Source organism: Paracoccus sp. R86501 (assembly GCF_042466435.1).
Lineage (GTDB): Bacteria > Pseudomonadota > Alphaproteobacteria > Rhodobacterales > Rhodobacteraceae > Paracoccus.
In genome coordinates, this window is record NZ_JAXHPZ010000001.1 from 2,032,668 (window position 1) to 2,056,749 (window position 24,082).

The 24,082-nt window shown below is 64.9% G+C and carries 27 protein-coding genes and 1 tRNA gene; 18 read left to right on the top strand and 10 right to left on the bottom strand.

Annotation, left to right across the window (positions count from 1 at the left end; all coding sequences use genetic code 11):
• Nucleotides 1–4 precede the first annotated feature (4 nt).
• The 6 genes from SJY40_RS09825 to SJY40_RS09850 all read right to left on the bottom strand — a co-directional run bounded on the left by SJY40_RS09825 (nucleotide 5) and on the right by SJY40_RS09850 (nucleotide 4,180).
• Complete coding sequence (locus SJY40_RS09825; RefSeq protein ID WP_378945667.1) at nucleotides 5–1,195, bottom strand: glycerate kinase; 1,191 nt, start codon at nucleotides 1,193–1,195, stop codon at nucleotides 5–7.
• Nucleotides 1,196–1,282: 87 nt separating this feature from the next.
• Nucleotides 1,283–1,480, bottom strand: coding sequence for a CsbD family protein (locus tag SJY40_RS09830; RefSeq protein ID WP_378945670.1), 198 nt, complete (start codon nucleotides 1,478–1,480; stop codon nucleotides 1,283–1,285).
• Between the two features lie 78 nt (nucleotides 1,481–1,558).
• Complete coding sequence (locus SJY40_RS09835; protein WP_378945673.1) at nucleotides 1,559–2,506, bottom strand: 2-hydroxyacid dehydrogenase; 948 nt, start codon at nucleotides 2,504–2,506, stop codon at nucleotides 1,559–1,561.
• Nucleotides 2,503–2,835 (bottom strand): tRNA-binding protein, encoded by a 333-nt coding sequence (locus SJY40_RS09840; protein WP_378945676.1) that lies wholly within the window; start codon nucleotides 2,833–2,835, stop codon nucleotides 2,503–2,505. Before SJY40_RS09840 ends, SJY40_RS09835 begins: the two co-directional genes overlap by 4 nt.
• Nucleotides 2,832–3,638, bottom strand: a complete 807-nt coding sequence (gene proC / locus SJY40_RS09845; protein ID WP_378945678.1) for a pyrroline-5-carboxylate reductase — start codon at nucleotides 3,636–3,638, stop codon at nucleotides 2,832–2,834. The genes SJY40_RS09840 and proC overlap by 4 nt, the downstream gene beginning before the upstream one ends.
• A 38-nt stretch (nucleotides 3,639–3,676) precedes the next feature.
• A complete protein-coding gene (locus SJY40_RS09850; protein ID WP_378945681.1) occupies nucleotides 3,677–4,180 on the bottom strand; it encodes a YbjN domain-containing protein in 504 nt (167 codons plus the stop codon).
• Between the two features lie 199 nt (nucleotides 4,181–4,379).
• Between SJY40_RS09850 and cobD the strand changes: the two genes are divergently transcribed.
• A complete protein-coding gene (gene cobD / locus SJY40_RS09855) occupies nucleotides 4,380–5,342 on the top strand; it encodes a threonine-phosphate decarboxylase CobD (RefSeq protein WP_378945683.1) in 963 nt (320 codons plus the stop codon).
• Here cobD and SJY40_RS09860 read toward each other — a convergent pair.
• A complete protein-coding gene (locus SJY40_RS09860; RefSeq protein ID WP_378948364.1) occupies nucleotides 5,339–5,635 on the bottom strand; it encodes an alkylphosphonate utilization protein in 297 nt (98 codons plus the stop codon). The genes cobD and SJY40_RS09860 overlap by 4 nt on opposite strands.
• 170 nt (nucleotides 5,636–5,805) lie before the next feature.
• On the opposite strand from SJY40_RS09860, the gene SJY40_RS09865 reads away from it, so the two are divergent.
• Genes SJY40_RS09865 through SJY40_RS09885 form a run of 5 tightly spaced genes read left to right on the top strand, consistent with a single transcriptional unit; the run spans nucleotide 5,806 to nucleotide 8,895 of the window.
• A complete protein-coding gene (locus tag SJY40_RS09865) occupies nucleotides 5,806–6,267 on the top strand; it encodes a hypothetical protein (RefSeq protein WP_378945685.1) in 462 nt (153 codons plus the stop codon).
• Nucleotides 6,268–6,323: 56 nt separating this feature from the next.
• Nucleotides 6,324–7,229 carry a polyphosphate kinase 2 gene (gene ppk2 / locus SJY40_RS09870; RefSeq protein WP_378945688.1) on the top strand — a complete coding sequence of 302 codons (906 nt, stop codon included), beginning with the start codon at nucleotides 6,324–6,326 and terminating at the stop codon, nucleotides 7,227–7,229.
• Nucleotides 7,230–7,261: 32 nt separating this feature from the next.
• A complete protein-coding gene (locus tag SJY40_RS09875) occupies nucleotides 7,262–8,122 on the top strand; it encodes a PhzF family phenazine biosynthesis protein (RefSeq protein WP_378945690.1) in 861 nt (286 codons plus the stop codon).
• Nucleotides 8,119–8,412: a DUF1330 domain-containing protein gene (locus SJY40_RS09880; RefSeq protein WP_378945693.1), complete on the top strand. Its 294-nt coding sequence runs from the start codon at nucleotides 8,119–8,121 to the stop codon at nucleotides 8,410–8,412. Before SJY40_RS09875 ends, SJY40_RS09880 begins: the two co-directional genes overlap by 4 nt.
• A 21-nt stretch (nucleotides 8,413–8,433) precedes the next feature.
• A complete protein-coding gene (locus SJY40_RS09885; protein WP_378945696.1) occupies nucleotides 8,434–8,895 on the top strand; it encodes a TerB family tellurite resistance protein in 462 nt (153 codons plus the stop codon).
• Here the strand turns inward: SJY40_RS09885 and SJY40_RS09890 are convergent.
• From SJY40_RS09890 to SJY40_RS09900, 3 genes are read right to left on the bottom strand one after another with little or no spacing between them, the layout of a single operon-like run.
• Nucleotides 8,892–10,199, bottom strand: coding sequence for an NAD(P)/FAD-dependent oxidoreductase (locus SJY40_RS09890; protein ID WP_378945699.1), 1,308 nt, complete (start codon nucleotides 10,197–10,199; stop codon nucleotides 8,892–8,894). The genes SJY40_RS09885 and SJY40_RS09890 overlap by 4 nt on opposite strands.
• Nucleotides 10,196–11,554, bottom strand: coding sequence for a glutamine synthetase family protein (locus tag SJY40_RS09895; RefSeq protein ID WP_378945701.1), 1,359 nt, complete (start codon nucleotides 11,552–11,554; stop codon nucleotides 10,196–10,198). The genes SJY40_RS09890 and SJY40_RS09895 overlap by 4 nt, the downstream gene beginning before the upstream one ends.
• A complete protein-coding gene (locus SJY40_RS09900) occupies nucleotides 11,551–12,261 on the bottom strand; it encodes a type 1 glutamine amidotransferase (RefSeq protein ID WP_378945704.1) in 711 nt (236 codons plus the stop codon). The genes SJY40_RS09895 and SJY40_RS09900 overlap by 4 nt, the downstream gene beginning before the upstream one ends.
• Before the next feature lie 138 nt (nucleotides 12,262–12,399).
• Between SJY40_RS09900 and SJY40_RS09905 the strand changes: the two genes are divergently transcribed.
• The 12 genes from SJY40_RS09905 to SJY40_RS09960 all read left to right on the top strand — a co-directional run bounded on the left by SJY40_RS09905 (nucleotide 12,400) and on the right by SJY40_RS09960 (nucleotide 24,038).
• Complete coding sequence (locus SJY40_RS09905; protein WP_378945707.1) at nucleotides 12,400–13,527, top strand: aminotransferase class V-fold PLP-dependent enzyme; 1,128 nt, start codon at nucleotides 12,400–12,402, stop codon at nucleotides 13,525–13,527.
• A gap of 61 nt (nucleotides 13,528–13,588) precedes the next feature.
• Nucleotides 13,589–14,053, top strand: a complete 465-nt coding sequence (locus tag SJY40_RS09910) for a GNAT family N-acetyltransferase (RefSeq protein ID WP_378945709.1) — start codon at nucleotides 13,589–13,591, stop codon at nucleotides 14,051–14,053.
• 73 nt (nucleotides 14,054–14,126) lie between these two features.
• A tRNA-Arg gene (locus SJY40_RS09915) sits at nucleotides 14,127–14,203 on the top strand.
• Between the two features lie 541 nt (nucleotides 14,204–14,744).
• Nucleotides 14,745–15,542, top strand: a complete 798-nt coding sequence (locus tag SJY40_RS09920; protein ID WP_378945711.1) for a GntR family transcriptional regulator — start codon at nucleotides 14,745–14,747, stop codon at nucleotides 15,540–15,542.
• Nucleotides 15,543–15,550: 8 nt separating this feature from the next.
• Complete coding sequence (locus SJY40_RS09925; RefSeq protein ID WP_378945714.1) at nucleotides 15,551–17,041, top strand: ABC transporter substrate-binding protein; 1,491 nt, start codon at nucleotides 15,551–15,553, stop codon at nucleotides 17,039–17,041.
• Between the two features lie 9 nt (nucleotides 17,042–17,050).
• A complete protein-coding gene (locus tag SJY40_RS09930; protein WP_378945716.1) occupies nucleotides 17,051–17,980 on the top strand; it encodes an ABC transporter permease in 930 nt (309 codons plus the stop codon).
• Nucleotides 17,977–18,855 carry an ABC transporter permease gene (locus SJY40_RS09935; protein WP_378945719.1) on the top strand — a complete coding sequence of 293 codons (879 nt, stop codon included), beginning with the start codon at nucleotides 17,977–17,979 and terminating at the stop codon, nucleotides 18,853–18,855. Before SJY40_RS09930 ends, SJY40_RS09935 begins: the two co-directional genes overlap by 4 nt.
• Before the next feature lie 7 nt (nucleotides 18,856–18,862).
• A complete protein-coding gene (locus SJY40_RS09940) occupies nucleotides 18,863–19,651 on the top strand; it encodes an SDR family NAD(P)-dependent oxidoreductase (RefSeq protein WP_378945721.1) in 789 nt (262 codons plus the stop codon).
• Nucleotides 19,648–20,538: a polysaccharide deacetylase family protein gene (locus SJY40_RS09945; protein ID WP_378945724.1), complete on the top strand. Its 891-nt coding sequence runs from the start codon at nucleotides 19,648–19,650 to the stop codon at nucleotides 20,536–20,538. Before SJY40_RS09940 ends, SJY40_RS09945 begins: the two co-directional genes overlap by 4 nt.
• Nucleotides 20,538–22,085: a gamma-glutamyltransferase gene (locus SJY40_RS09950; RefSeq protein WP_378945727.1), complete on the top strand. Its 1,548-nt coding sequence runs from the start codon at nucleotides 20,538–20,540 to the stop codon at nucleotides 22,083–22,085. The genes SJY40_RS09945 and SJY40_RS09950 overlap by 1 nt, the downstream gene beginning before the upstream one ends.
• Nucleotides 22,078–23,055: an ABC transporter ATP-binding protein gene (locus SJY40_RS09955; protein WP_378945729.1), complete on the top strand. Its 978-nt coding sequence runs from the start codon at nucleotides 22,078–22,080 to the stop codon at nucleotides 23,053–23,055. The genes SJY40_RS09950 and SJY40_RS09955 overlap by 8 nt, the downstream gene beginning before the upstream one ends.
• A complete protein-coding gene (locus SJY40_RS09960; RefSeq protein WP_378945732.1) occupies nucleotides 23,052–24,038 on the top strand; it encodes an ABC transporter ATP-binding protein in 987 nt (328 codons plus the stop codon). The genes SJY40_RS09955 and SJY40_RS09960 overlap by 4 nt, the downstream gene beginning before the upstream one ends.
• The last annotated feature ends 44 nt before the right edge of the window (nucleotides 24,039–24,082 follow it).

Consider the following 24,082-nt stretch of genomic DNA (forward strand, 5'->3'; position numbering starts at 1 on the left):
GGGGTCAGGCGTAGCGGACGAAGACCGCCAGATCTGCGACGTTGGTGCCCGATGGGCCGGTCATGATCAACCCGCCAACAGCGCGCAGGGCGGGCGTGGCATCATTGCGCCGCAAGACGTCGTCCAGATCGATGCCGTCGTCGCGCAGTGCTGACAGCGTCCGATGGCCGACGATACCGCCCGCCGCATCACCGGGGCCATCGCGTCCGTCCGTCCCCATGGCGGCAAAGCACCAATTGCCGGGCAGATCACGCGCATGGCGGGCAAAGCGCAGCGCCAGTTCCTGATTGCGCCCGCCCATGCCCTTGCCGGTCAGCCGCACGGTGGTTTCCCCCCCGAAGACCAGCGGCACGCCGATGGGCGCATCCTGAACCGCATGCAGCAGGGTCAGGGCGCATTCCTCGACATCGCCGGTCAGCGCGGCGCCCCCATCCTGACCACCGGCGTCCAGCATGGCCTGCAGGCTGATGCCGTTCGAGCCGACCAGAATATTGCGCGCGGCTGGCGTGTCACGGGTCACCTCGGCGCGGTCCAACGCGTCATGGACCCGCACCGGCAACCCGTCCCAGATGCCCAGCTGCTGCATCGCCTGTCGCGCCAAGGCTGGCGTCCCGATGGGCGCCACCGTCGGACCCGAGGCGACGACCCGCAGGTCATCGTCGGGCACATCGGACAGGATCAGTGCCGCCACCGGGGCGGGCGTCAGCCGCAACCAGCCGCCCCCCTTCAGACGGTCCAGCGACTGGCGCACAAGGTTGGTCCGTGTGATATCGGCCCCTGACGACAGCAGCGCCGCATTCACAGCCTGCAGGTCGGCAAGGTCCAACCCCTCGACCGGCGCGGGCAGCATGGCCGACCCACCGCCCGAGATCAGCGCCAGTACCCGGTCATCAGGTCCGATGGCCGACAGGAATTCCTCAAGCTGGCGGGCAGCGGACAGGCCGTCCTGATCGGGTTGGGGGTGGCCCGCACGCAGGACCGTCGCGCCGGCCAAAGGCATGTCATTGCCACGATTGGTAATGACCAGCGCCGGTGCGCCGGGCAGATGCGCCAGCGCCGCCTGCGTCATCGCGCGGGCGGCCTTGCCCACCGCCACGATGTGCCAGCCCTTTCCGCCATCCGCCAGATCCGGCAAGGCCCGATCAACCGCCGCACGCGGATCGGCCGCCCGGACCCCCAGTTGCAAAAGTTCCAATACCCGTCCGCGCATCCATCCCCCATATGCAAAAAGGGCGCCCCCTTGGGGCACCCTTTCAAATCGACCGGTCAAGTCAACCCGCGGTTACTTATCCGCGAAATAGTCGTTGATTTCCTTGTCGGCCTCTTCCTTGGACCAACCGTATTTTTCCTGCAGCTTACCTGCCAGCTGGTCCTTGTTGCCGTCGATCTGATCCAGATCGTCATTGGTCAACTCGCCCCATTTCTGCTGGGCCTGACCGCTGAGCTGTTTCCACTTACCTTGGATGATATCCCAGTTCATGATGCGCTCCTTGCATATCGTGTGCGTCTGGTTGAACAACACGCGGTCCGGCGGGGCGGTTCCCACAACTGGTCGTGATCAGGCGACGCGGTCGGGCGGTTCCTGCCCCGCAGCAAAGGCTGTCAGATTGCCAAGTGCGCGCAGCGCCATCTGGGTGCGGGTGTCATCCGTGGCGGTCCCCAGATGCGGCAGCAGCGCGGTGTTCGGCGCGTCGATCATGTCCTGCGGCACATGCGGTTCCTTGGCATAGACGTCCAGCCCGGCCCCCGCGATCGTCCCCGCGTGAAGCGCCGCGATCAGGGCGTCTTCATCCACCACATCGCCGCGCGCGATATTGATCAGGAAGCTGTCCGACCCCAAGGCTGCCAATTCGTCCTGCCCGATCATGCCACGGGTCGCATCGCCACCCGGCACCGCGATGACGGCCACGTCGCATTCGCGCAGCATGTCATGCAGATCGGGGATCTGCCGGGCCGGATGGTCCAGATCGGTGACGGTCGAGCGGTTGAAGAACACCACCTCCATCCCGAAACCGAAATGGCAGCGGCGCGCGATGGCCTTGCCGATGCGGCCCATGCCGATGATGCCGACCTTGGCACCCGACATATGGCGGCCCAGCATCTGCGTGGGGTTCCAGCCGATCCACTCGCCCGCCCGCAGCAGACGTTCCCCTTCGGAGGCGCGGCGCAGCGTCATCAGCATCAGCGTGATGGCGATGTCGGCGGTGGCATCGGTCACGACCTCGGGGGTGTTGGTGACGGTGATGCCCGCCTGCTTGGCGGCAGCGATGTCGATATGGTTGAAGCCCGCACCGAAGTTCGCCAGCACCTTGCAGCGCAGCGTGCCGTCGAAAGCCTGCGCGGTGAAGGCGTCACCTATGGTGGGGATGATCGCGTCGTAATCCCGCATGGCCTGGGCGGCCTGCGTGGCATCCAGCTTGGTGTTTTCCAGGAATGTCGCGTCGAATTCCGCCATGATCGCGGCCCGCGCACGGGCCGTCATGGGACGAGTGACCAGCAGTTTCAAAACAGCTTTCCTCCGTTCGGGACGAGTTGATCGGGGCGGATCAGCACCACTTCGTTGTCGGGGTCGGGCACGCCAAGGACCAGCACCTCGGACATGAAGGGACCGATCTGGCGGGGCGGGAAATTCACCACGCAAAGCACCTGCCTGCCGACCAGCGCTTCGGGATCATAATGCCGCGTGATCTGGGCCGAGGATTTGCGTTCCCCCAGATCACCCAAGTCCAGCCACAGCTTGATGGCGGGCTTGCGGGCCTCAGGGAAGGGTTCGGCGCGGGTGATGGTGGCCACGCGGATATCGACCTTGGCAAAATCGTCGAAGCTGATGGTCATGTTTCGCCCCGTCCCAAGGCGCGGCCGCGATCGGCGGCGGCGGCGACGGTGCGGGTCATCAGGTCGGGCAATTCCTGCATCAGCACCGCCAGCCCGGCAGCCGTGGTCCCGTTGGGCGAGGTGACGTTCTGGCGCAGCACGCCCGGGTCTTCATCGGCATCGATGGCCAGCGCGCCCGCACCCGCGACCGTCATGCGTGCCAGTTCCAGCGACAGATCGGGCGACAGGCCCTGCGCCTCGCCAGCTTGGGCCATCGCCTCGATCATGTGGAAGACATAGGCCGGACCGCTGCCCGACAGGCCGGTGACGGCATCCATCTGGTCCTCGCTCTCCAGCCGCACGACGCGACCCACGGCACGCATCAGCGTTTCCGTCAGATCCAGCTGGGCGGGGGTGGTTGCGGCATTGCCGATCATCGCGGAAATGCCCTGCCCGATGGCGGCGGGGGTGTTGGGCATGACGCGCACGATGGGCGCACCGGGGAAGGCATCTTCGAAGGTTGCGATCATCGTGCCTGCCGCGACCGAGATCACCAGCGCCCCCGACAGGTCGCGCATCTGGCCCAAGGCGTCGCCCATCATCTGCGGCTTGACGGCCAGCACCACCACCGCCGGATCGGACGGCAGATCGCCGTTCACGTTCAGACCCTTGTCCTGCCATTCGGGCGCCAGCTTGGGGTCGATGACGGTGACGGATGCCGGATCAAGGCCCCGTGCCAGCCAGCCCTTCAGCATGGCCCCGCCCATCTTGCCGCAGCCGACCAGCACCAGCCCGCGTGCGTTGATATCGTCGAAATCGCTCATCCGCTTCCCCCATATGTGGCAGGCGGGCGTTCCCGCCGTCATGCCCTGCCGTAGGTTTCCCCGAAGGCAATGTCCAGCGCCGGGCGCGGCGCCGTCTGCCCCCATGCGACCAGCTGGAAGGCGGGATAGAACCGCTCGCACGAGGCAAGCGCGCTGGCGATCATCTGGTCCACCTGTCGGGTCGAGGCGATGATGTCGCCCGCCAGCACCAGCCCGTAACGCCAGACCATCTGCCGTTCGCCGTCCCAATAGGTGAAGCCGCCATCCCAGACCTGATCGTTAGCCAGATTGATCGTTTCATAGATCAGCGGCAAGCGCCCTTCGGGGGGATCGTGGTCGAAGCTGCAGGCAAGGCGCAGGACCTCGTCCTTGGCGACCCAGGCCAGCGTCAGGACATAGTTGCGCCACTGACCCTCGACGACCATCGTGATCTCGTCATCGGCCAGACGGTCGAATTCCCAATCATGATGATTGGCCACCGCTTCGACGATGTCGATGGGATGGATCTCGTCGCTGGCGATATAGGCGCGGGTAAGTGACATCGTCTGCCTTCTGGATGGCCGCGCCCGGATCAGGCATGGCCGCTTGGTAAAAACACAACACAGGGCGTCTGTACGCCTTTCGATTACCACATATCGTGGCGACAGGGGCCATTCCTGTAAAGTCGGTTTCTGGGGATGGATTGCATGGGGATAAGTTCTGCCCTAGCACTCGGCGCGGGAATTAAGGCGGGAATCCAAGATGCAGCGCGATCACGGAGGCAATCTGGACGAGGCGCAAATGCGCTTCGGTCCCGGGGTTTGGATTGACTTGTCCACAGGGATCAACCGGCGCCCCTGGCCGGTCCCTGCCATATCGGACCGCGCATGGCGCGATTTGCCGACACGTCAGGCCGAATCGCGGCTGCTTGAGGTGGCCGCATCATGGTACGGCTGCGGGGTCGAAAACCTGCTGGCGGTGGCGGGGGCATCGGCGGCGATCCAGCTGTTGCCGCGGGTCTTTCCGGCAGGTCGCGCGGCGGTGCTGACGCCCACCTATAACGAACACGCGGCCAGTCTGGCGGCGGCGGGCTGGCAGGTCACCCCCTGCCCCGCGCTGGCCGATATGCAGGGCGCGGATCTGGCGGTCGTCGTGAACCCCAACAACCCCGACGGGCGGGAATGGCAGCCGCAGGTGCTGCGCGAGCTGGCGGGCAGGGTCGGCCATCTGATCGTCGATGAAAGCTTTGCCGATCCGAGACCCGACCTGTCGCTGGCCCGCGACCTGCCCCGGAACTGCACCCTGCTGCGCAGCTTCGGCAAGTTCTGGGGGCTGGCGGGGGTGCGGTTGGGGTTCGCAATCGGCGCGCCCGATCTGCTGGCGCAGCTGGCGCAGGTGGCGGGGCCATGGTCTGTGAACGGTCCGGCCCTGCAGATCGCGACGGCGGCGATGGCCGATCTGGCTTGGGCCGACAACACCATCGGCTATCACGCCGAGGCATCCCTGCGCCTGGACCGGCTGGCGGTCGGTGCGGGATGGGAACAGGCGGGCGGGACGCATTTGTTCCGGCTGTATGCCACGCCGGATGCGGCGGCGGCGCAGGCCAAGCTGGCCCGCGCGCAGATCTGGTCGCGGCGCTTCCCCTATTCCACGCGATGGTTGCGGCTTGGCGTGCCGGGCAATCGCGCGGAATGGGACCGCGTCATCGCGGCGCTGCAGCCCTAGCGTTTGCGCAGGAACTCGGTCCGCAGCACAAGGCCTTTGACGGCGTCGTGACGGCAATCGACCTCGGCGGGGTCGGCGGTCAGGCGGATCGACCTGATGACCGTGCCCTGTTTCAGGACCGTGCTTGTGCCCTTGACCTTCAGGTCCTTGATCAGCGTCACCTGATCGCCATCGGCCAGAACCGTGCCCGCGCTGTCGCGAACGACCTGACCGGCGGCAGCCTCGGCCGCGATTTCGGAGGCGGGACGCCATTCGCCCGTCACATCGTCATAGACATAGTCGTCATCGGCCATGATCAGCCCCTTTTCATCCGCCGGACCGGCCCGCACCATCATGACGCGGCGGCCTGCCCCCTTGGCATTAGGCCCGCAGCAGGCATGGCGCAACAACCCATCCGCAAGGCTGTCATCACGTCGCGCGACAGGGCATGATGCACCGGACAGGAACCACGCACAGGCCCGCCATGATCCGCTTGCTCTCGATACTCTGCTGTCTTGCCACGCCCGTGCTGGCGGATGCGCCGCTGATCGTGCTGGACCGCACGCAGCTGCCCTTCGACGTGGGACCGGGCAATCCGGCCAACAGCCCGTCGCGCCCCGGCAATGCGCCGCATGCGGCATGGAATTCGGCGGGCAACACCGCCAATTCGTCGGCGGCCTGGGAAAACCGGCCCTCGAACCCGGCCAACGAAAAGCGGCTGATCTTCACCGCGCAGGGCGATGTGCTGGGATATTACGCGCGTAACGCGGGCGGCGTGCTGAACCTGTTCGACGTCAACGGTCGCCGCGTCGCCTATCGCCCGGCGCGCGGGACGCAAAGCCTGTTCACCACCAGCGGCACATGGTGCGGCACCGTCAACAACCTGCGCGACGGCAGCTTCGTTCTGGCCGTGACGCAACAATGTGTGCGGCAGTTCGGCAAATGACGCGAACCCGTTACAATTCTGGCATAGACCGCGCAGGAACGACGCAGGAGGCCGCGATGGACAACACCTACAAGGACTGGCTCGAGGCCGAGCTGCAGGAGACCCTGGACGAGGATATCGAGCTGGAGCTTGAAGACGCGATGCTCTCGGCGGAGATCCGCCGCATCTATCGCGCCCATCACCCGGACCGGATGGAGCGCAAGACCTACTTCCGCGAATTGCTGCGCCTGCAGTCCGAACTGATCCGGCTGCAGGATTGGGTCAGCCATCACAAGGAAAAGGTCGTCGTCGTCTTCGAAGGCCGCGACAGCGCCGGCAAGGGCGGTGCCATCAAGCGCATCACCCAACGGCTGAACCCGCGCATCGTGCGGGTGGCGGCGCTGCCCGCACCGTCCGACCGCGAAAAGACCCAATGGTATTTCCAGCGATATGTCCCCCATCTGCCTGCGGGCGGCGAGATCGTGCTGTTCGACCGCAGCTGGTACAACCGTGCTGGCGTCGAACGCGTTATGGGTTTTGCTGGCGAGGATCAGGTCGAACAGTTCTTCCAGGATGTTCCGGAATTCGAACGGATGCTGGTGCGGTCGGGCATCCGGCTGGTGAAATACTGGTTTTCCATCACTGACGAAGAACAGCAGATGCGCTTCCAGATGCGCGTCCATGATCCGCTGAAGCAGTGGAAGCTGTCGCCCATGGACCTGCAGTCCCGCGTCCGGTGGGAGGCCTATACCAAGGCCAAGGAAGAGATGTTCGAACGCACCAACATTCCCGAAGCGCCCTGGTACATCGTTCCGGGCAATGACAAGAAGCGCGCGCGGCTGAACTGCATCGACCACCTGCTGGGGATGATCCCCTATGGCGACGTCCCCCACGATGAAGTCCGCCTGCCTGACCGCGTCTTCAACCCCGATTACGAACGCGAGGTCTTGCCGCGGGACCTCTACGTGCCGCAGAAGTATTAGGGGGCTCACCTGCACAAAGGACAAGGGCGCGGATGCTGGAATATCATGTCTATGACGTCTTCACCGACCGCGCCTTCAGCGGCAACCCATTGGCCATCGTCATGGGGGCCGATGATCTGAGCGGCGCGCAGATGCAGACGATCGCACGCCAGTTCAACCTGTCCGAGACGATCTTCGTCATGCGTCCCGCCGACCCCGCCCATCGCGCCCGCGTCCGCATCTTTCTGCCACTGGCCGAAATCCCCTTTGCCGGCCACCCCACCATCGGCTGCGCGCTGCATTTGTGCGGCGGTCAGGACGGACATCTGGTGTTGGAGGAAACGGCCGGTCCGGTCCCCGTTCAGATCACCGACGGGCTGGCCGAATTCCGCGCGCCGGTGCTGCCCGAACTGGGGGGGCATGTCGATCCGGCGGCGGTGGCCGCGGGTCTGGGCCTGTCGCGCGATCAGGTGGGCTTTGGGCCCCATCGCCCCGTGGTCGCCCATGCCGGACCGGGGTTCATCTTTGCGCCCCTGCGCGATCTGGACGCCTTGGCGCAGGCCCGTCCCTCGGGCACCGCCTTCGAGGCGCTGACCGCCGAGACGCCCAAGCTCTATGCCTATGCCCCCGATGGTGACGGCTTCCGCGCCCGCATGTTCGCCCCCGCCAATGGCATTCCCGAAGACCCGGCCACCGGATCGGCCTCTGCGACACTGGCCGCGCCCTTGCTGGCGGCAGGCGTCCTGCCCGAGGGCGAGACGCAGCTGACCCTGCGCCAGGGGATAGAGATGGGCCGCCCATCCCGCATCGGGTTGCGCGTCACCGTTCAGGGGGGCAAACTGGCCGCCGTTCATGTGTCGGGTCGCGCGGTTCGCGTGGCTGAAGGGCGCATCACCATCCCGGAGGCGGAATGACCAAAGCCTATTGGATCGCCCATGTGACGATCGACGACCCCGATGCCTATGACGCCTATCGCCGCGCCAATGCCGCGCCCTTTGCGGAATATGGCGCGCGCTTTCTGGTGCGTGGCGGACCGCAGGAAACCGTTGAAGGACAGATGCGTCCGCGCAGCGTCGTGATCGAGTTCCCATCGTTGCAAGCGGCGCAGGATTGTTATCACAGCGCCGGATATCAGGCGGCCAAAGCGCTGCGCGATCCCGTGTCGCAGGCCGATGTCATCATCGTCGAAGGTTGGGCGGGCTGAGGCCCCCGGAAAGGACGGATCATGTTCAAGGATATCCTGAACCTGCTGATGGGCGATGCCCCCAACCCCGAACCCATGGGCAGCCAGCAGGCCGAGCTGGCCATCGCGGCGCTTCTGGTGCGGGTCGCGCGGTCGGACGACAATTACGACGACGCCGAACGGATGCGCATCGACCGCGTGCTGGCCCGCCGCCACGGGTTGACCCCCGAAGAAGCCGCCGACCGCCGCGCCGAGGCCGAGCAGCTTGAATCGCAGGCCAGCGACACCGTGCGTTTCACCCGCCAGATCAAGGACCGCATCGCGCTGGAAGACCGCGCGGGCGTTCTGGCCGCATTGTGGGAGGTCGCCTATGCCGATGAAACCCGCGCTGCGGACGAAGAAAGCCTGATCCGTCTGGTGGCCGGTCTGCTGGGCGTGCCCGATCAGCAATCGGCGCTGATCCGGCAACAGGTGCTGGACCGGATGGGCCTGCCGCGCGGCTAGAAGCCCAAGCGGTCGCGCAACCCGTACCAGGCCATGCCTGCCACCAGCAGTGGACCGCGCAGCATCGCCCCGCCGGGGAAGGGACGCGTGGGGACGGATGCCATGACGTCAAAGCGTTCGGCCTGACCTGCAACGGCCTCGGCCATAAGGCGGCCCGCAAGGGTCGCCATGGCGACACCGTGGCCGGAAAAGCCGCTGGCCGACAGGCAGTTGGGCGCAGGGCGTGCGAAACAGGGCATGCGGTTCATGGTGATCGCCAGCGTGCCACCCCATGCATGGGTCAGCTTGACGTCGCCCAACTGCGGATAGACCGACAGCAGATGCGGGCGCACCACGCCCATGATGTCACGCGGAAAGCGATAGGTGACGGTCTCGCCTCCGCCGAAGATCAGGCGGCGCTGGTCGTCCATCCGCCAGTAATTCACCACGAATTTCGTGTCGGCCACGCCGATGCGGTCGGGCAGGATTTCCGGATTGCTGTCGCCCAAGGGTTCGGTCGCGACGATGTAATTGTTGATCGGCATGACCCGCGCGGCGACATGGCCATCCAGCTTGCCCAGATAGCCGTTGCAGGCCAGCACGACATGATCGGCACTGACGCTGCCTTGCGCGGTTTCCACGCGCGACTGGCCGCTGGCATGGGTGGCGTGGTCGATGCGGATGACTTCGCTGCCTTCATGGATGGTGACGCCCGCCGCCTCTGCCTGCGCGGCCATGGCACGGACCAGGGCCAGCGGATCGACATGTCCCGCGCCCTGATCCAGATCGCCACCGACATAGGCATCGCTGCCCAAGGCATACGCCATGCCATCGCGGTCCAGCGGGACCACGCGGTCGTAATCGTAATGCTGCGCCAGATGGTCGGCCATGTGGCGGGCGTGGGTCACCTCGGACTCGGACCGGCAGGCATGGGCAATGCCATCGCGGACGGGCACGCCGCCTGCCTGCGCCAGATCGCGGACCAGTGCCTTGGCTTCCTCGGCCAGATTCCACAGGCGACGGGCGGTGTCGCGGCCCATCTGCGCTTCCAGCCAGTTGACCTCCTGACGTTGGCCCGACCCGATCTGACCGCCGTTGCGGCCCGATGCGCCGAAACCCACCCGCTGCGCCTCCAGCACCTTGACTGACAGACCCCGCCGCGCCAGATGCAGCGCCGCCGACAGGCCGGTATAGCCCGCGCCCACAACCACGACATCGGCGCGCGCGTCCCCCTGCAGCGGGTCCAGACGCCCACTGTCAGCATCACCGGCATAGAGGCTGGGCGGATATTCCCCCGCCCTGTCGTTCAGGTGCAGCAGGTTCATACGTTCAGCAGCAGGTGTTCGCGTTCCCACGGGCTGATGACCTGCAGGAACTCTTTGTATTCATTGCGCTTCACGGCCTCGTAGACGTCGGCGAACTCCTCGCCCAACACGCTGCGCATGGCGGTACTTTCGGACATCAGGTCCAAGGCGTCGCCAAGGTTGTAAGGCAGCTGATCGTCCTGAGAGATATAGGCGTCGCCCAGACATTCGGCGCGCGGGCTTTCCTGTTCCAGCAGGCCCAGATAGCCGCAGGCAAGGCTGGCGGCGATGCCCAGATAGGGGTTGCAATCCATCCCCGCCAGGCGGTTTTCCACCCGCCGCGCCTCGGGTCCGGAGATGGGGATGCGCAGACCGGTGGTGCGGTTGTCACGGCCCCATTCCAGATTGATCGGCGCGGCAAAGTCAGGGACATAGCGGCGATAGCTGTTTACATAGGGCGCCAGCAGCGCGATGGCCGCGGGCAGGTGCTTCTGCATCCCGGCGATGAAATGCATGAAGGCATCGGTTTCGCCGCCCTGATCGTTGGAAAAGATGTTCTTTCCGGTTTCCAGATCGGTGATCGAGTGGTGGATATGCATCGCACTGCCCGGTTCGCCCTCGATCGGCTTGGCCATGAAGGTGGCGAAACAGTCGTGGCGCAGGGCGGCTTCGCGGATCAGGCGCTTGAAGAAGAAGATCTCATCGGCCAAGGCGACGGGATCGCCATGGTTCAGGTTGATCTCGACCTGGCCCGCGCCGCCTTCCTGCAGGATGCCGTCGATCTCGAAACCCTGCGCCTCGGCAAAATCATAGATGTCGTCGATGACCTTGCCGTATTCATCGACCGCCGACATCGAATAGGCCTGCTTGGCGGCGGCCCTGCGCCCCGTGCGGCCCATCGGCGGGATGATCGGCTGGTTGGGATCGATGTTGCGGGCGACCAGGAAGAATTCCATTTCCGGCGCGACGACCGGCTTCCAGCCCTTGTCCTTATACATCTGGACGACACGTTTCAGCACGTTGCGCGGCGCGATGGGGACCGGATTTCCCTGCTGGTCCATCGCGTCATGGATCACCTGAATGGTCCAATCCGCCGTCCATGGCGCAGCCGAGGCGGTCGAGTAATCGGGCTTCATCACCATGTCGGGCTCGGTGAATGCCCCCGAGGGATTGTCGGCCCATTCCCCCGTGATCGTCTGCAAAAAGATCGAGTTCGGCAAATAGAACTGATCCTGCCGCGAGAATTTCGATGCAGGCATCGCCTTGCCCCGCGCCACACCGGCAATATCGGCCACGATGCATTCGACCTCGTCCAGACGGCGGCCTGCGACGAAATCACGGGCGGCCTGCGGAAACTTGTCGGTCCAATCGCTCATGCGGCACCTTGCGTGTCGGGGCGCGACAGGGCGCGCGGTTGCTTGAAAAAGGCCTCGATCCGGTCGGCCAGCAGGTCCGATCCCTGCGCCTGCCCCATGCGGGACGCGGCCTGCGCCAACAGGTCTTCGGGCACGACGCCCTTGGCGCGGGTGTCCATCAGCCCCTGAACGAATTCATCCTTGAATTCGGGATGGGCCTGAACCGTATAGGCGCGGTCGTCATAGATCAGCGCGGCGTTTTCACAAAACGCATTGCGCCCCGCGACCCGCGCCCCTTCGGGCAAGGTCACGACCTGATCCTGATGCCATGCGTTCAAACGCACGGGCTGGCCGTCGAAATCGTAATCCTGCGTGCCCACGGCCCAACCGCCCGGATGCTTGACGACCGTGCCGCCAAGCGCCTGCGCGATGATCTGGTGGCCAAAGCAGATGCCCACCATCGGCACACCGCCCGCATAGGCGCGGCGGATGAAATCTTCCAGCGGCGGGATGAAGGCGTGATCCTCATAGGCGCCGTGGCGCGATCCGGTCAGCAGCCAGCCGTCGGCCGCGTCGATGTCATCGGGGAACTGCATGTCCTCGACGTGCCAGATGTCGAAGTCGAAGCCCCGTCCGCCCAGCAGGCGAACGAACATGTCGGGATAATCGCCCAAGCTGTCCTTCAACTGGGCAGGCGACTGGCCGCATTGAAGTATGCCGATACGCATGGAAAACCTTGATGTTGCTGACAGCTTGAACCTAGTCGCGGGCATGGCGCGGGCGCAAGAGGCACTGCGCCCTTTGGCGCTCTGGCGGGCGCGGGTGTGCCGCGCTAGGGTTCGCCAAAAGCCACGAAAGGACGCCCCATGCCCCATCAGCGCCCCGAGATCGACCCCGAGGGTCTGGACGAATTCTCGGTCGTTTTCACCGATCGGTCCCTGAACCATATGTCGCAACGCTTTCAGCAGGTCATGCGCGACCTGTCGGGGATGCTGGGTCAGGTCTATGGCGCGGCGCAGGTGGCCATCGTGCCGGGCGGCGGCAGCTATGCGATGGAATCGGTCGCCCGCCAATTCGGACGCGATGCCCATGCGCTGATCGTCAGGAACGGCTGGTTCAGCTATCGCTGGTCCCAGATCTTCGAGGCTGGCGGCTTTGCCCGCGACACCACCGTCGTCATGGCCCGCCCCACCGGCAACGCGCCCCGGCCCGCCTATGCCCCGCCCCCCATCGACGAGGTCGTGGCCAAGATCCTTGCGGCCAAGCCCGATGCCGTCTTTGCGCCCCATGTGGAAACATCTGCCGGGCTGATCCTGCCCGATGATTACATCACGGCGATGGCCGATGCCGCCCATCAGGTCGGCGCGCTGATGGTGCTGGACTGCATTGCCTCGGGCGCGGTCTGGGTGGATATGCGGGCCACCGGCGTCGACGTGCTGATCTCGGCCCCGCAAAAGGGGTGGTCGGCCTCGCCCTCGGCCGGTCTGGTGATGATGTCGGAACGTGCCGCGGAACGGCTGACCGCCACCACCAGCGACAGCTTTGCGCTGGACCTGAAGAAATGGCGCGCGATGATGCAGGCCTATGAGGATGGCGGCCACGCCTATCACGCCACCATGCCCACCGATGCCCTGCTGGGCCTGCGCGATGCCATGCAGGAAACCATCGACTTCGGGCTGGAAACCGCACGTGACGCGCAATGGGCGCTTGGCCGCGCCGTGCGTGCCGAACTGGCAGAACGCGGCATCGCATCGGTTGCGGCGCAGGGGTTCCAGGCGCCGGGCGTCGTCGTCAGCTATACCGACGATCCGCAGGTGAAATCCGGCAAGGCCTTCGCGGCCCAAGGCACCCAGATCGCCGCCGGCGTCCCCTTGGCCATTGAGGAAGGGGCCGATTTTTCGACCTTCCGCATCGGGCTGTTCGGGCTGGACAAGTTGAAGGACGTGGACGGCACGCTTGACCGCCTGCGGCCCGTCTTCGACAAGGTGTTGTAACCGGGAACATCGCCGGACGCGGGTCACCGCCTTGCGTCCGGCGCCACGAAAGGCCGCCTGAATGACCCCGACCATCCACCGCGAAAGCCCGCTTGGCCCGGATCTGGACCTGCTGTTCCAGCGCCATACCGCCGACATGCAGGCCGACACCCCGCCCGAATCGATCCACATGCTGCCGGCCTCGGGGTTGGCGCATCCCTCGATCGCCTTCTTCGTCATCCGCGACAACGGCACCCCGATGGCGATGGGCGCGCTGAAGGATCACGGCGACGGCCAAGGAGAGCTGAAGTCGATGCATGTTCTGGCCGAACACCGCGGTCGCGGTCTGTCGCGCATGATGCTGAACCACCTTGTCGCCCATGCACGCGAACAGGGTTTGAACCGCCTGTCGCTGGAAACCGGCGTCCAACCGACCTTCGTGGCGGCACGCGGTCTCTATATGCGCGAAGGCTTCAGCGAATGTCCCCCCTTCGCTGATTACCGCCCCGATCCCAATTCGGTCTTCATGACACGTGTGGTGGATTGAACTGCAATATGGCTTTGAAAGCCGCGCCGAAGGCGGCTAAACAACCCGAGCGCCCCGTCAGGGAACGCATCGCGGCCCCGTAGCTCAACTGGATAGAGCACGGACCTTCTAAGTCTGGGGTTGGGGGTTCAAGTCCTCCCGGGGTCGCCATCACGGTTTCAGTTGACAGGGTGCGTTTGACGAACAGGGTTATTGGGCCTTTTCCGTTCCATCAGACGGTCACTGCGAAGTTCCGGATAAAAGCGTCTTTTATTTAAGATTGCGTTCAGACGTCCTGCTTCCGGGGTGACATCCGGCCGGTGCGACACGCGCAGACAAACCAGCGCACATGCTTGCTCTGATCGGCGTCTGGTCGTCGCATTGCGACAATATCGAACGGCATGTCGGCAAACATCCCGGCTGGCGACAGGTCGAGTATCTTCGCCGACATGCGGTGGCAGACACCCCGCACTTTGCCCTCGGGCAAGCAGCGGCCATCGCAGCAGGATGCAGTCCAAATATGGCCAATGGGGTTCAAAGACCCGACTGCTCTCCGTCACCTTCCGTGCATCATAAGAACCTAGCCAATCCAACCAGCCCTTTGCGCTGAAATTGGTGGCATCCGGTTTGACATCGGTAAAGAGAGGGAAGTTTTTCTAGACATCCCAGGAAAGCTGACTGAACATGTTCAGAAGATATTCAGGACATGTTCATGTTTGACCCGCACTCGCCCTTCACCACGGCACCGGACCCCTTGCAACCACGTTCCAAGCTGGATCTGGCCGAGGAACGACTGCGGCTGGCCGTGTTGCATTGCCAGCTGGCCCCCGGCGCGACGGCCCCCGAGGCCGATCTGGCCGATCGTTTCGGACTGGGGCGTGCGGCCACACGGGCGGCGTTGGCCAAGCTGTCGGCGCAGGGGCTGATGCTGGCGATCCCGCGGCTTGGCTGGCGGGTCCTGCCGATGACGGGCGCCCATATCGGACAGGTGCTGCATGCCCTTGCCTTTGCCGAGGCCGCGCTGGCGGATGCGGCGCTGACGCCGCGCGACAAGGACCGCCTGCAGGAACTGGCCACTATCGCCCAGACCCTGCATGACCGCCCCGAACCTGCGGCACGCGACAGCCTGCGCGGCTATGAACGCATGGCGCTGGACCTGGCGGCCGAACGTATCAACCCGCTGATCGGGCAGATGCTGACGACGCTTTGGGACAAGGCCGACCGCATCCGGCGCTTTCTTGAGCTAACGACAGATGCCCGCCTGCCCGCCCGCGACATGGCGGGCTTCTGCGATGCTCTGATCAGGGGCGATGCGGATGCGCTGGCGCGATCCTGCCGCGCCGATCAGCAGGCGCTGCGAGATTTCGCCGCCGACGGGCTGATGCAGTCCCGCAACGAACTGGACCTTCACCCCATCAAGGGCGGCACCAAGACCGCCACCACCAAGACGGCATCCCCCGCCGCCGAGACAGGCCGGGACGCCCCCACCCCAACAGTGAGGATAGGATGACATTCCGCATGACACTGGCGCGCGCCGCCACCGCGCTGACGCTTAGCCTGGCCTGCGCCGTTCCGGCGCTGGCCGTCGATTTCACCGTCGATCTGGTGAACGAACCCTCGTCGCTGGATCCGCATATGCAGTGGAACCCCGACAGCTATTACGTCTATCGCAACATCTTCGACAATCTGGTGACGCGCGACAATGACGGCAAGATCGTGCCGCAGGTCGCGGAAAGCTGGGAACAGCTGTCGGATACCGAACTGCAGATGACCATCCGCGAGGGCATCACCTTCCACGACGGCACGCCCCTAACCGCCAAGGACGTGGCGTTTTCTGTCAAGCGCATCACCGATCCGGAACTGGGCAGCCCGCAGCTGGGTCAGTTCAACTCGATCACCGACGCGGTAGCCAAGGACGACCGGACGGTGGTGCTGACCACCGCCAGCCCCTATCCGGTGTTGCTGGCGCAGCTGGTGAACCTGTCCATCGTGCCGCAGCATGCGGTCGAGGAAGTCGGCGATGACGCCTTCAACGAGGCCCCCGTCGGCAGCGGCCCTTATAAGTTCGGCAGCCTGCGCCGCGGGGTCGAGGTAATTCTGGACGTCAATCCCGACTATTGGGGCGACAAGGGGCCGTTCGAACAGGTGGCCTTCAAGGCGGTGCCCGATGCCTCGACCCGGGTGGCGAACCTGCGGGCGGGGACGGCCGATCTGGTCGTCTCGCTGGACAGCGACCAAGTGATGCAACTGGAATCGGCGTCCGGCGTCAAGGTGCTGTCGGCACCGACCGAACGCATCGGCTTCATGGGGCTGAACACGCAGCGCGCGCCGCTGGACGACCCCGAAATGCGCAAGGCCGTGGCCATGGCCATCGACCGCGAGGGCATCGTGGCGGGCATCTTGGGCGGTGGCGAACAGGTTGTCGACCAGATGGCGACGCCGGCGCATTTCGGATATATCCCCGACGTCGCGCCCATTCCCTATGACCCCGAAGCCGCCCGCGAAATCGTCGAGGCCAAGGGTGAGGCCGGCCAGGAACCGATGATCATCAAGACCGCCCCGGTCTTTGACCAGCGCATCGTTCAGGCCCTGCAGCAGATGCTGTCCGAGGCGGGCTTCAACGCATCCATCGACATGGTGGATATGGCGACCTATCTGGGCGACAGCCGTCAGGAAGACCGCAGCAAGCGTCCGATCCTTGGCTTTGGCCGCTGGTCCTGCGCCTGTCAGGATGTGGACGGGGTGATCTTCCCGCTGCTGCATTCGACCTCCAGCTGGTCGCGGGTCAACGATCCCGAAATCGATGCGCTGCTGGAACAGGCACGCGGCACGCTGGACGAGGATCAGCGCATGGACGCCTATCGCCAGATCCAGACCCGGATGGAGGATCAGCGCTATATCCTGCCGCTGTATCAGGCCGTCGCGCTTTATGGTGGATCGGACAAGCTGGACTGGACGCCGACGGCGAATGAAAGCTTGTTCCTGAACCGCATGACCTGGTCCGAGTAAGGCCGCGCGATGCAGGTGTTCATCGTCAAACGGATCGGTCAGGCGCTGATCGCGCTGTTCGGGGTCATGACGCTGGTGTTCTTCATCCAGCGTCTGACCGGCGATCCGACCTATCTGCTGGTTCCCGAAACCGCCACGCAGGCCGATATCGAGGCGATGCGCCGGACCCTTGGTCTGGATCAACCGCTGCTGGTCCAATACGGGCGGTTCCTGTGGGACATGGCCCATTTCGATCTGGGGCGATCCTTCGTCCAGAACGTCAAGGTCACGACGATCATCGCCTCGCGCCTGCCCTATACGCTGCAACTGGCGGGCGGCGCGCTGGTCGTGGCGCTGGCCATCGGTCTGCCCATCGGGCTGATCCTTGCGCTTGGCCGCCGCTTTGCCATCACCCGTGTGTTGATGGGTCTGGTGCTGGCCGCCCAAAGCATGCCGACCTTCTGGAGCGGGATCATGATGATCATGGTCTTCGGCGTCTGGCTGGGCTGGTTGCCCCCATCAGGGGCGGGGTCGTTGCAGCATCTGATCATGCCGTCGATTGCACTTGGGCTGCTGTCGATGGCGACCTATGCCCGCATCGCCCGCAGCGCGGTGCTGGATGAACTGTCCAAGGACTACATCCGCAGCGCCCGCGCCCGCGGCGTCGGCACGGGGCGATTGGTCACGCATCACCTGCTGCGCAATTCCGTCATTCCGGTGATCAGTGTCACCGCGCTTGAGATATCGCAGCTGCTGGCGGGCGCGGTGATCGTGGAAACCGTCTTTGCATGGCCGGGCCTTGGCCAGCTGACGGTCGAGGCCATCGTCAGCCGCGACTTCGTCGTCGTGCAGGGCGTCGTCCTGCTGGGGGCCTTCGTCACCATCGCGGTGAATTTCGCCGCCGACATCCTCTACAGCGTGGTCGATCCCCGCATCAGACTTGGAGGGTCCCGCCCATGACCGACACCGCCCCGTCGGCCCCCTCGGCCCTGCGCCGTGCCGGATCGCGCACAGCCAAGCTGTATCGCATCGTCGGGCCGTTTTCGCTGATCCTGCTGGGTCTGGTGCTGATCGCAATTCTTGCGCCATGGATCGCGCCGAACAACCCGAATTCCCAGAACCTGATGGGACGTCTGAAACCGCCGGGGACCGAGGCGCGCGGCATCCTGTACCTGCTTGGCTCGGACGAACTGGGGCGCGATCTGTTAAGCCGCATCATCTATGGCGCGCGGGTGTCGCTGTCGGTCGCGCTGTTGTCGGTGGTGCTGTCGGGGATCGTCGGTACGGCCTTGGGCATGGCGGCGGGCTATCTGCGCGGCTGGACGGAAACGATCATCATGCGGCTGGTCAACATCTTCCTGTCGATCCCCGCAATCCTGCTGGCCATCATCACCGTGGCCGTGCTGGGTCCGGGCTTCATCAACGTCATTCTGGTGCTGGCTTTGACCCGCTGGCCCCGCTATGCGCGCGTGGCCTATGGGCAGACGCTGTCGGTGGCGGGCATGCCCTATGTCCGGCTGGCCCGCGCCATGGGGGCGTCCTGGCCGCGCGTCCTGCTGCGCCACATCCTGCCCAACATCATCGCCGCCATGGCCGTCATCGCCACGCTGGAATTCGGGCTGATGGTCCTGTTCGAGGCGGGCCTGTCCTTCCTTGGCCTTGGCGTCCAGCCCCCCACCCCCAGCTGGGGCGCGACCCTGAGCGTCGGACGCAATTACGTCACCAGCGCGTGGTGGATCGCCACATTCCCGGGCATCTGCCTGTTCCTTCTTGTGCTGTCGGTGAACCTGATCGGTGACCGCCTCAGCGAATATCTCAACCCGAAAACACGTTAGGCAGATCATGGATTTCAAGGATCATTTCCACGGCAAGGGTGTCGTCATCACCGGGGCACTTGGCCTGTTCGGACGCGGCCTTGCAAAGACCTTTGCGGCGGCCGGTGCCAAGGTCTGCGTCACCGATCGCGGTCAGGCGGCACTGGATGATCTGCTGCGCGAATTGGACGCGCCGGGGTCGCTGGCGGTGGCGGGCGACCTGACCTCGACCCCTGATCTGCTGGGGCTGATCGATGCGGTCGGGCGCGAATGGGGCGCTCCCGACATCGTCATCAACAACGCCGCCATCTATCCCAGCCATTTCATGCTGGACATGGAGATCGAGGATTGGGACCGCATGATGGACGTGAATTTCCGCGCCCCCTTCGTGCTGACGCGCGGCTTTGCCAAGCAGATGATCGCGGATGGCCGCAAGGGCAGCGTCATCAATATCGGGTCGGGCGCCTCGCGCAAGATGCGGCTGACGGCGGCGCCCTATTGCATTTCCAAGACGGCGCTGGACCGGCTGACCAAGGCGATGGGTCAGGAACTGGCGCAATTCGGCATCCGCGTGAACGCACTGGAGCCGGGCTTCTCTGCGGGGTCCGAGGTTAGCCAGCTGTCGCAGGAACATATCGACCGCGTGACCAAGGCCATCCCCTTGGGACGTGCGACCACGATGGATGATATCGGCCCTGCCGCCATGTATCTGGCCAGCGATTTCGCCAGCTATATCACCGGCGCGACGCTGACCGTCGATGGCGGCAATTCCATCGGGACGCTGGATGTCTATCAGGACAAGAAGACCCCGCTATGAGCGCGCTTTCCCCCGCCCCCACCTATCCGTGGCCTGCCGGCAAGACATCGGCCTTTTGCTTTTCGGTCGATGTGGACGCGCATTCGCCGTGGATGTGGAACAACCGACAGGACGTGCCGCAACTGCTGGGCCATCTGGAACAGCGCAATTTCGGCCCCCGCGTCGGCATTCCCCGTCTGGCCGCGCTGCTGGACGCCCATGGCATCAAGGGCAGCTTCTTTGTCCCCGCCATCGTGGCTGAAACATATCCGTGGATGCTGCCCGCGCTGGTCGATGCGGGCCACGAGGTTGGGCTGCACGGCTATTTCCACGAATTGGTCACGCAGATATCAGACCAGCAATTCACCCATGTGCTGGAAAAATCGATCGAGCTGTTCGTGGCCCAGACCGGCAAGACCCCGCAGGGCTTCCGGTCGCCCGCGTGGGAAATGACCTCACATATGCTGGCCGAATGCCGCAGATTGGGGTTCTACGATTCCTCGCTGATGGGATATGAAACACCCCACAGCGTCGATAGCGTGACGGAAATTCCCGTCAGCTGGTCCACCGATGATGCGATCTTCTTCAAGTTTCTGGGCGGTGGCGGCGATATGGCCCCGCCCCTTGGCACCGACGCCATCCACCGCGCCTGGTCCGAAGAATTGCTGGCCAGCCAGCGCTATGGCACGCTGTTCATGCTGACGGTGCATGACTGGATTTCGGGCAAAGCTGTGCGGACGCAGATGCTGGACAAGCTGCTGGCGCAGGTCACGGCGACACCCGATATCTGGATCGCCACGGCGGGCGAGTTGGCAGCCCATCACCGCGCCCACGCGCAGGGCCGCGACGCGGTCGAGGCCACAATTCCGGCCAGCCTGCTGGACCACCCCGCATGGAAAGGCGCGTGATGCAGAACTGGAATATCCATAAGCCGCAGGTCACATCCGACAAGGGCATCATCGCCTGCCAGCATTTCGAAGCGGCCGAGGCCGGTGCCAAGGTCCTGCGTGACGGCGGCAATGCCATGGATGCGGCGGTCGTGGCGGCTTTGGTCCTGTCGGTGGTGGAACCCTGGCTCAGCGGCATCGGCGGGGGCGGTCTGCTGCTATGGGCCGACGCGCAGGGCGGGCCGGTGCAGACGCTGGATTTCAACGTCCGCGCGGGTCAGAATTTCGTTTCGGATGATTACCCGCTGGTTGGCGGCAAGGATGGCGACTGGTTCGACTGGCCTGCCGTCAAGGATGACCGCAACCTGATCGGATATGGCTCGATCTGTATTCCCGGTGCAATTGCGGGTCTGTCCGATGCCTTGGCACGTCACGGCACGCTGTCATGGCATGATGCCTTGCAGCCAGCGATCGAACTGGCCGAACGCGGGATGCTGGTCGACTGGTTCACCTCGCTTTGTCTGGCCATTGATGCGCGGGGGCTGGCGCAATTCGAACATTCCGCCGCGCTGTTCCTGCAGGACGGCAAGCCGCTGAACAGCACGGTGCAAACCTATTGCCCGATGCCCGCCAAGGCCGCCACCTTGCGCCGACTGGCCAGTGCAGGTGCGCGCGATTTCTATGAGGGTCAGGTGGCCCAAGGGCTGGTCCGCGACCTGCGCGATGGCGGGTCAAAACTGACCGCCGCCGATCTGGCGGGATACCAGCCGATCTGGGGAACCTCGGCCAGCATCGGATATGGCGGGCATGACATTCATGTCTTGGGCGAGTTATGCGGCGGGCCAAGCATGCTGGACTGCTTTGCCCAACTGCGCGCCAAAGGCCCGCTTGGCGATGACGCGCAAGCCGCCGCCGCCTATGCCCGCGCCATCCGTTCGGCCTATGAGGATCGGCTCAAGACCATGGGGCACGCCGGACGTGGCGGCAAGGATTGCACCAGCCATCTGTCGGTCGTCGATGCGGCGGGGAATATGGTATCGCTGACGAATACCCTGCTGTCGCGGTTCGGGTCCAAGGTGACGCTGCCCACATCGGGGATCCTGATGAACAACGGCATGATGTGGTTCGACCCGCGTCCGGGCATGCCCAATGCTATCGCTCCGAACGCCCGCCCGCTGGCCAATATGTGCCCGACCATCCTGAAGAAAGCCGACCGCCCCGTCATGGCCATCGGCGCGGCAGGTGGGCGGCAGATCTTTCCGGCGATCACGCAGCTGGTCTCATACGTGCTGGATCGCGGCATGACGCTGGAGGACGCCTTCCACGCCCCCCGCATCGACGCCAGCACGCCGACTGTCACCGTGGATACCGCCGCCGCCGATGGGGTGGCAGCCGCGGTGGGGCAACATTATCCGGTCAGGCTGGCGCCGAACGGGCTGCATCCGGTGAACTTCTCGATCCCCTCGGCGGTGATGCTGGACCCGGTGACGGGGCAAAGGTCGGGGATGGCGCATCAGATCAGCCCATGGACCGCCTGCGCATCCGAACAGGCGGTGCCGCATGAGTGATCCGACGCTGGAGATCGCCGGTCTGCAGGTTCAGGTCGGTCCGCATATGGTCATCGACGGGGTGGATATCACCGTCCAGCCCGGCCAGATCGTGGCGCTGGTGGGCGAAAGCGGCTCGGGCAAAAGCCTGACCGCGCTGTCGGTGATGGGGCTTCTGGGCGGCAAGCTGCGCAATGCGGGCGGCACGATCAGCCTGTCGGGGCAGACCATCGACCACACCAGCGATGCTGCCATGCGCAAGCTGCGCGGCCAGCAGATCAGCATGATCTTTCAGGAACCGGTCGCGTCGCTGAACCCGCTGCTAAGCGTCGGCGCGCAGGTGGGCGAAAGCCTTGTGGCGCATGGCAAGGCCAATGCTGCGACGGCTTGGGACGCCGCGGTCGCGATGCTGCGCGATGTCGGCATTCCCGAACCCGAAAAGCGTGCGCGACAGCTGCCCTCGGAACTGTCGGGGGGCATGTGCCAGCGGGTGATGATCGCATCCGCGCTGATCGCGCAGCCCGAACTGCTGATTGCGGACGAGCCGACGACAGCGCTGGATGTGACCATTCAGGCGCAGATCCTGCAACTGATGCGGCGGCTGCGGGACCAGACCGGCACCTCGATCCTGTTCATCACCCATGATCTGGGCGTGGTGGCTGCCTTGGCTGACCGCGTCTGCGTCATGTATGGCGGGCGCATTGTGGAACAGGCCGATGTCGATGATCTGTTCGACAACCCGGCCCACCCCTATACCAAGATGCTGCTGGCAACGATCCCGCGGCTGGACAGCCCGCGCAAACAGCCGCTCTATTCGATACCGGGCACCGTGCCCGACCATGACAATTGGCCCGAGGGTTGCCGCTTTCGCACCCGCTGCCCCTTGGCAGACGAGGTCTGCCGCCAGACGCCGCCGCTGGCCCCCACGGGCAAGGGCCATCGCGCCGCCTGCTGGCATTCGCAAGACGTTCAGGGGATGATCCGACCATGACCGACACCACCGCCCCGCTGTTGCGCGTGACAGATCTGAAGGTGCATTTTCCGGTCGGCAATTCGGGCTTTGGCAAACCGCAGGCGATGGTCAAGGCGGTCGATGGCGTGTCCTTCGATGTCCGCGCAGGGGAAACCTTGGCGATCGTTGGTGAATCCGGCTGCGGGAAATCCACCACCGGCAATGCGATCCTTGGCCTGAACGCGATCACCAGTGGCCGGATCGACTTTGCGGGCCGCGACATGGCCAGCCTGACGCGCACCGAGCGCGCCGCCCAATGGCGCGACCTGCAGGTGGTGTTCCAGGACCCGGTCTCGGCGCTGAACCCCAAACGCACCGTCGGCCAATCCATCGAGGAGCCGCTGTCCATCCAGCGCATCCCCGCCGCCCAACGTCGCGCCCGCGTGGCCGAGGTGATGGAGCTGGTGGGCCTCAAACCCTCGCAGCGGGACCGCTTTCCGAACGAATTGTCAGGCGGGCAGCGGCAACGCGTGGTGATTGCCCGCGCGCTGGCCTATGAGCCAAAGCTGATCGTCTGCGACGAGCCGGTTTCGGCGCTGGATGTGTCGATCCAGTCGCAGATCCTGAACCTGCTGTTGAAGTTGCAGCAGGATCTGGGGCTGGCGTTGCTGTTCATCTCACATGATCTGTCGGTGGTGCGGCATTTGGCGGACCGGATCGCGGTCATGTATCTGGGCCATATCGTCGAGATTGCCGATACCCAGACCTTGTTCGACAACCCCGAACATCCCTATACGCAGGCGCTGTTGTCGGCGGTCCCGCAGCCTGACCCGCGCGCGGAACGCAACCGCCAAACGATCCTGCTGGAGGGCGATCTGCCCAGCCCTATCGACCCGCCCAAGGGATGCCCCTTTGTCACCCGCTGCCCGATCCGCGAGGCCCGCTGCGCCACCGACCGGCCGCATCTGGTGCCGATGCGCCCTGATCAGCAGGTCAGCTGCTGGGTGCGGACCGGGGGCTGAAACGAAAAACGGGGGCTGCCGAAAGGCGCCCCCGTTTCCAATTT